This window comes from Acinetobacter sp. T_3_1, assembly GCF_025377055.1.
GTDB classification, from domain to species: Bacteria; Pseudomonadota; Gammaproteobacteria; order Pseudomonadales; family Moraxellaceae; genus Acinetobacter; species Acinetobacter kookii.
Genome location: NZ_JACHVD010000016.1, coordinates 66246 through 73254, shown reverse-complemented (window position 1 = coordinate 73254; position 7009 = coordinate 66246). Strand labels below are relative to the sequence as shown.

Below are 7009 nucleotides of genomic sequence, written 5' to 3'. Positions count from 1 at the left end.
GAGTTCAGCCTGCATGAGTATACTGCTCAAGAATTAGAAATAGACTGGTATTTCGCTGATCCTTATAGCGCTTGGCAACGAGGCACGAATGAAAATACCAATGGCTTAATCAGGCAATATATTAAAAAAGGCAGTAATTTAAATGCCTATACGGATGAATATATTGCAGAAATCACTCAACGTTTGAATCATCGCCCAAGAAAAAGACTCGGCTTTAAAAGTCCGAGTCAGGTATTATGGCAACAACATGCTGTTGCACTTCAAATGCTAATCTAAGTTAAATATCAAATCCAGTTTTAAATATCTAGTCTGGCATGTCATCAATATGATTGGGTTCTGTGCGCGGCTGAGTATTCATATAGTGCCGAAAACAGGATGAACGCTCATACACCTGCATGCGTACCCGCATGATGGAACCTAAAGGCTGGTGTTCTTTTACCCCATGCCACGGATTGAAAGACAGCACGTCATCTGAATAGACCCGACGTGCCGGACTAAAGGTCTGCTGTTTTGGAAAATGTAAAGTTCCGATGACCTGATGCGGTGATTCATCTTCATCCCACAACACGGCGGCATCTTCAACAGGCATACGGTCCAGGTTGGTACATAGCTGAGCGCGAATAACATAATCAGCCGTATTACGCTTAAAAAAATCCTGGACCAGATCACGTATGCCGGAATCTTCCTGAATTTGCATCGGTATGCCAGTCAGTTGTTTTACCGACTCAGATTCAGGTGCCACACTGATTTTGGCAATATAGTTGCCATAACGTAATGCTGCCATGCTGTGATAGGTTTCCCCGAGTATATGATGCTGGCTACGTGCCAGTCCTTTGATCGTCGCAGATCCCGGAAAGCCCGCACGACTGACCAGATGATCGACCCCACGCATGACACCGCGTAAACCACGCATGACCAGTTCAGGTGCCCTTTCCACTTCAGTCATAAAAGGCAGCATTTGCATATATTTGCGTACCGTTCCAAAAACCAGCACCGGCATATTGACCATCAGAAAATCCTGATTTTTTCCCTCACTGGAATCTTCCGGCAATAAGCGCTCGCCCGGCACATTTAAAATTTTAAGGGCAAAACCATGCGGCACCGGTGTCTTATCGCTACGCAAATCCCCGGGAGCAGCAGACAGACGGACCATGACATCATAATAGCCCGGATGGGCAAAAATTCCCTGCGCCAAGTGATCGGGCAGGTTTTCAGGAATGGTTAAAATGCCTTTTAAGAAACCGTGGGATTTAGCATGCGCATCGCGAACTGCATGACGATGCTTGTCAAAAACCTCAGTATTGCTTTGGGTCATATAATCTACAATATACTGAATATCTTCTTCTTCATTTTCCTGTTTTTGTTCGACTTCTGGACCATAGGCCACATAATTATTCACTGCCATGCCGTGCTCCTTCCATGCCTTGAATAGGAATAAACTGTTTTGTAATTTATGTATTAATCTAGCAAGGAGTTTGCTTTACAAAGGAAGTGCTTGGTATACACATTGAAGGTATTTGGTAAATAAAGCAGAAAGAGGAAATTAAACTGGCGTGGCTGAAAAGCATCAGTCCATCACATAAATTTTTAATTTTAAAATCAAATATTTAAATAAATTCAGAAAGTTTAAAATCAATAGAAAGGAATAGAATGCAAAAGCGGCTTGAACAGCTTCTTCTGAGTTTCAGTGGATGGGGTATGATTCTTATAAAATCTTGATATGAAAATGGCCCTAAGCATCTAAATGTTTAAGGCCTTTTTAACAGGTTCGATCCAATTAACTGTACTGGCTCAAACCTGGATCATCCCCCAGCCATTAAAATTGTTTAGGAATAGGGATTAACTTTTGACTTCATTTTCCCAGTCTTCATCTTCATAGACATAAGCCATACAGCCCCAGCCATCATATTCACCGCCACATTGCGTCGCGATTTTAGTGAACCATTCTTCCAGATCGACGATGTCTGAATATTCAGGTTCCATATACACATAAATGGTGATAATCCACTCGACCGTGTCGGCTTCTTCATCTTCAAACAGGCTAATTTTTTGTTCTTCTTTGAGCAGATAAAGTGCACATTTTTGTGCCTGTTCTTCAGTCTGAAAAGCTATGGAAAATTCAATTTCATGCGCTTCAGTCAGGTCGTCGCCATCTTCGGCCATTTGCCAAAGTACATTACCATTTTCATCATCGGGGAATTGGTCAAAATCGCGTGTCATGGAGTGTTTCCTTATTGTAATTAGATATCAGCTATATCATGCCATACAGATTAGCTCAAGTTTGTTTCAGTTTAGCCATTTCACTGTTTAGCTTAACTACAACACTTGTGCTGATAAGTCCCCTTTGTCCTGCCATTTTATTTTCCACAGATCGCTGGTCTTAGCCTTCCACCATCTGCTGCTGCAATTCACCTGGCTCATTCGGTTGCTGTGCCTTGAAGGCTGAAACCAGGGCTGCAAGCTTAAACTCTTCCAGACGTAACTTTAAAAATGATTCATGAATTCGGGCATGGCTGAATGCTGCTCCATAATGATTGATCAGGATAAAATCATCTTGCAACGCCTGAATAAACAGCCCCACCGTGTCATGCTCTAATTGAGATAAATACAGGTCAGCCTTGCTGTTAAACACATGCGTAACCAGAGCGATGGCAGAAAGTCTGCGATTTTCCTCGACATACTCACATTGACCCACCTTGTTTGCTGCAATGGCATTTTTTATTTTTCGGCGGACTTCTGTTAACTGCTGCGCGGCATGAATATCCTCATAGCCTTCAATCAATTGGTCCAACAGGATTTGTGCAGGATACACATATTGAAGGCCATAACCCTGAATCTTGTTTTCCAGTGCTTTTGAAATTGTGGCCAATTTTTCTTGTTCTACTGCCTGATGATAAAAAGCCCCTAATCGTTCTCTGGCCTGGGCTTCCAGGTTAAGCCGGCTATTTTTTTCCAGTTTTTCCAGATAATGTCGAGTGTTTTCAATCTCTGCCTTCATTTTTTCCAGCAGAAACTCTGCTTCAGTTTTAGTGGCTTCGACAAAGCTCTCGACCTGGTTTTTTCGCTCTGCAACGTAATGCTCAGTATCCAAAACGTCTTGATACTGACTCAACTTTTCAACCCGGTTTTTTAGATTGCCGATCTCGATACGACAGGTATTTAATTGATGGTGCAGCGCATCGTTTTGCTGTTCATGCTCTGCCAGATTATTTCGCGTGCGATCCAGATTTACCTGCAAAGATTCCAGAGTGCGCTGTTTTTTTCTTATTTTTATGATTGCCCGATAAAGCAATCCCACCAAAATGAAGGTGGTCAGGATATATAGATAAAGCATTATTATTATCTCAAAATTATTATTTCGAAGAAAGGTGACACATTATTTATTAGTAATATGTTTTTCAATCATTAGAAAAAGGGATATTGTGTGCGATTGGTCGCATTTTTTTATTATTCTTAGATTTCCATCATCATAAATCAGTTGGCCGACAAGAAGAAGTCAACCCTCATAGCATATATGTAACTTATTATTAAAATTATGGGCCTTTGAATAAGTAAAATTACAACATATTGATTAAAAAGGAATTTTCACCTTAATTTCAACATCTGCTCCGCTTAAAGGCTGTTTAAAAGCCAGATAGCTGGCATGTAAGGCCATACGTTTTAATGGACTCTGGTAGGGCTCTGGATGATAGAGCTTGTCGCCGGTAATCGGATGGCCGATATACTGCATATGCACCCGCAACTGATGAGAGCGTCCGGTAATCGGGGTCAGCAGTACCCGGCTAATGTCTTCCGCTTCAGAATATTCCAAGGCCTGATACAGCGTTCTGGCGGGTTTTCCCAAGTCAAAATGCACGATTTGACGCGGCCGGTTTTCCCAGTCGGTAATTAATGGCACCTCGACACTCCCCTCGGCTTCGAGCTTGCCTTGAACCAGCGCAATATAGTTTTTTTTGACCGTACGTGCCTGAAACATTTTACTGACCGCCACTTCTGCTTCACGGTGTTTGGCAAACATCAAAATACCGGAAGTTGCCATATCTAAACGGTGAGTAATTTTAGCGTTGGGATAGCGTTCCAATACCCGAAAATAAGCACTGTCATGATGTTCAGGCAAACGTCCCGGAACGGACAACAGCCCTGCCGGTTTTTCAATCACCACCAGGTCTTCATCTTCATAGACGATGGCAAGCGGTTCCTGAGGCGGCATATACACGAAGTTATCGTTGATGGGCATAGCATTACGGCACGTGGGAGAATGCGCGCAAAATAACAATCTCTGCCAGAGCTGTCAATGCTGGACCATCCCGCCAAAATTATGTCTGCTTCGGTTTTTCCAGCGTGGTTTTATAGCTGTCTTTCAGGGTGTCGAGCTGACCATCTAGAAAATGGTTGAGGTAGGCTCTGGCCTGCCCCAGACTGAGCTGTTTAAAAGCCACATAATCCTTGTTTTTTAAAGTGATTAAACCAAACAGGTTCTTTTGCGGAGTAACAATTTCAATATCGCTGTCCAGCTTGAATGCCAGCTGATCGGAGGCCGAATAGGCATTTAAACTGAGGCGCAGGCATTGCTGGGTAGCGGTATCGGTTACGGTAAAACTGGTAATGGCCCCATTCATTTCCAGTTGTGAAACCAGTTGGCGGCGCCAGTTGATTGCATCGAATTGGCTCAATATTTCTGTACTTTCAAATAATCCTAAAGCTTCTGCATCCTGCTCACTCAAGTGCTGTGGATGACGAATTTCCAATTCGTATTTTTTCATTGTTATTGGCTCATGTTGAAATGATCGAATACCATTCTAGCAAGCGTTTTTTCAGCCGACTATTTTGTTTTTTTATGGAAAATTACTTTATATCAAGTGATCAGTATATTTTTGATGATGCAATGCACATTCAGGGGGATAAAATTTGATGTAGGTTAAATAAATGAAAAGAAAAAGAATTGTTATTTTTTATTGTTTATAAAAATTTTGAGGGTGTCAGGGAAAACATCTGTGGTTTACTTCAACCATTATAACTTTGTAAATTATAACCCTATGCCTATAAATTGGTAATCTATAGCGTCCTAAGCCGAATCGAGACCTTGTGGGTAAGTACTGCACTCACGTTGTACGCAACTGGCAGCAATCTGCTCTTTTCGATCCCTTCACACCCTTGAGACATATATTAGCCAAAGGCAGTCGGGATTAATTTCCTAAGACTTTTAATTTTCCATCAATTTTGGTAATTTTTTTCTCTAAATAAAGATTTAAAAGAATTTTTTATCATTCACATTAAAATAAAGGTTTTNGATCCCTTCACACCCTTGAGACATATATTAGCCAAAGGCAGTCGGGATTAATTTCCTAAGACTTTTAATTTTCCATCAATTTTGGTAATTTTTTTCTCTAAATAAAGATTTAAAAGAATTTTTTATCATTCACATTAAAATAAAGGTTTTTTATTGCGGAAAAAGCAGGATTATTGGAATTTATCCATAAATCAAAGCACATTTTTCTTGTGCCCTGTTATCCCATTCAATCAGCCAGATAATAATCAACGGTGGACACCACACGGACTTTCTTTAAATACGGGGTATTGCTGTCGCGATCCTCAATGCTGAACAATCCCTGATTGGCTGCCTTGATTTTGCCTAGACGGCTTTTGGAATCGGCTGCAAATTTTTCTGCCACACTGCGGGCATTCTGGGTCGCCTGCTCAATCATGGCCGGCTTGATATCATTTAACTTGGTAAATAAATATTCGGTTCGTTGCCCTGAATCATCGCCACCAAAGGCAATGCCCTTTTTACCCAAAGCCACCAGACGGCTTTGTGCCGCCCGCACTGCATCTATTTTATGGGTATAGATGGTAATGGTCTGATGCGCGGTATAACGGAGTGCGACATTGGCATCACCGCCGTATTGCTGGGCATATTTATCGGTCGTGACCGGAGCTGCGGTGGTAATTTCCTGCGCGCTAAAACCTTCGGTTTTTAAAAATGCCTGAATTTGCTGGGTTTGTATTTCCATAGTGTCATACAGCTGGGTCAGGTCCTGACTGGCCGAGCTAAAACGGATCGGCCATACTGCGACATCGGCTTTCACCTCTCGTTCAGATAGACCTTTGACCGAGACTATACGTTCATACTGCTTGATTTTGACTGCACTACTGCCCAGAATCCATCCCGCAAGAATCATTCCCAGACAAATGAAAGCACCTAAAACCAGTGCGGACTTGAATTGATTCATGCTGCCGAATTCCTCTTTTGCTTATTTTTTATAGCAGCGGTTCTGTTTTTATCAGCTCCGAAACCGCTGTTTACAGACGATCTATCTATATCAACCTTTCTATATCAACCGTTTCAATCCTCCAATCCGGCCTAGGAATTTCGGATCAGATATAAGGCCAGAAATGGCACCAGATTAAGCAATAGAATGCCAATTTTATATACGGCCATGCCCCCATAATGAATGGCATCGAAGGTGTGATCGGAAAGCTGGAACCATTTGCCATGCACCTGTTTCATCCAGTTACGGGCAAAAATAAACACCAAAAACCAGATCATTAAGATGATGTAATTTATAAGTAATGAACACAGTAAAAAACGGCTCCAAAAATCATCATTTATCATTTTTATGACCTGACCGGATGCTTGCTTATATATTCTAAATTAGCAGATTTTATGAAGGAAAATGAACAACTGATTTGTATCCGCTTTTTTGCAGTTAAATTTAAAACCATGTATTTGTTTTTAATAATTTTTATAATGTTTTTTTAATACTTGTCTTGGCTGGAGAATTTTTTAGGGGGTCAGGGAAAACATACTGTTTTACTTCAACCATTATAATTTTGTAAGTTATAACCTTATGCCTATAAATTGATAATCTATAGCGTCCTAAGCCGAATCGAGACCTTGTGGGTAAGTACTGCACTCACGTTGTACGCAACTGGCAGCAATCTACTCTTTTCGATCCCTTCACACCCTTGAGACATATATTAGCCAAAGAGATGCGGGATTAATTTCCTA

8 protein-coding genes are annotated in these 7009 nt (G+C 41.3%); 1 reads left to right on the top strand and 7 read right to left on the bottom strand.

From position 1 onward, the window contains the following. The coding region (locus H4I94_RS13355; RefSeq protein WP_261183409.1) for an IS30 family transposase at positions 1-276 on the top strand (276 nt) is incomplete at its 5' end. 28 nt (positions 277-304) lie between these two features. Here the strand turns inward: H4I94_RS13355 and H4I94_RS13350 are convergent. From H4I94_RS13350 to H4I94_RS13320, 7 genes are all read right to left on the bottom strand, one after another. Beyond that, positions 305-1405: a catalase family protein gene (locus tag H4I94_RS13350; RefSeq protein ID WP_261183408.1), complete on the bottom strand. Its 1101-nt coding sequence runs from the start codon at positions 1403-1405 to the stop codon at positions 305-307. 434 nt (positions 1406-1839) lie between these two features. Next, complete coding sequence (locus H4I94_RS13345) at positions 1840-2220, bottom strand: ribonuclease E inhibitor RraB (RefSeq protein ID WP_261183407.1); 381 nt, start codon at positions 2218-2220, stop codon at positions 1840-1842. Positions 2221-2380: 160 nt separating this feature from the next. Beyond that, complete coding sequence (locus tag H4I94_RS13340; RefSeq protein ID WP_092820374.1) at positions 2381-3334, bottom strand: DUF5660 family protein; 954 nt, start codon at positions 3332-3334, stop codon at positions 2381-2383. Between the two features lie 237 nt (positions 3335-3571). Beyond that, on the bottom strand, positions 3572-4237 hold the full coding sequence (locus tag H4I94_RS13335) for an RluA family pseudouridine synthase (protein WP_092820375.1): 666 nt from the start codon (positions 4235-4237) through the stop codon (positions 3572-3574). A gap of 79 nt (positions 4238-4316) precedes the next feature. Further along, a complete protein-coding gene (locus H4I94_RS13330) occupies positions 4317-4763 on the bottom strand; it encodes a hypothetical protein (protein ID WP_092820376.1) in 447 nt (148 codons plus the stop codon). A 753-nt stretch (positions 4764-5516) separates the two neighbouring features. After that, positions 5517-6230 carry an SIMPL domain-containing protein gene (locus H4I94_RS13325; RefSeq protein WP_261183405.1) on the bottom strand — a complete coding sequence of 238 codons (714 nt, stop codon included), beginning with the start codon at positions 6228-6230 and terminating at the stop codon, positions 5517-5519. A 131-nt stretch (positions 6231-6361) separates the two neighbouring features. After that, complete coding sequence (locus H4I94_RS13320) at positions 6362-6610, bottom strand: DUF6868 family protein (protein WP_092820435.1); 249 nt, start codon at positions 6608-6610, stop codon at positions 6362-6364. Positions 6611-7009 lie beyond the last annotated feature (399 nt).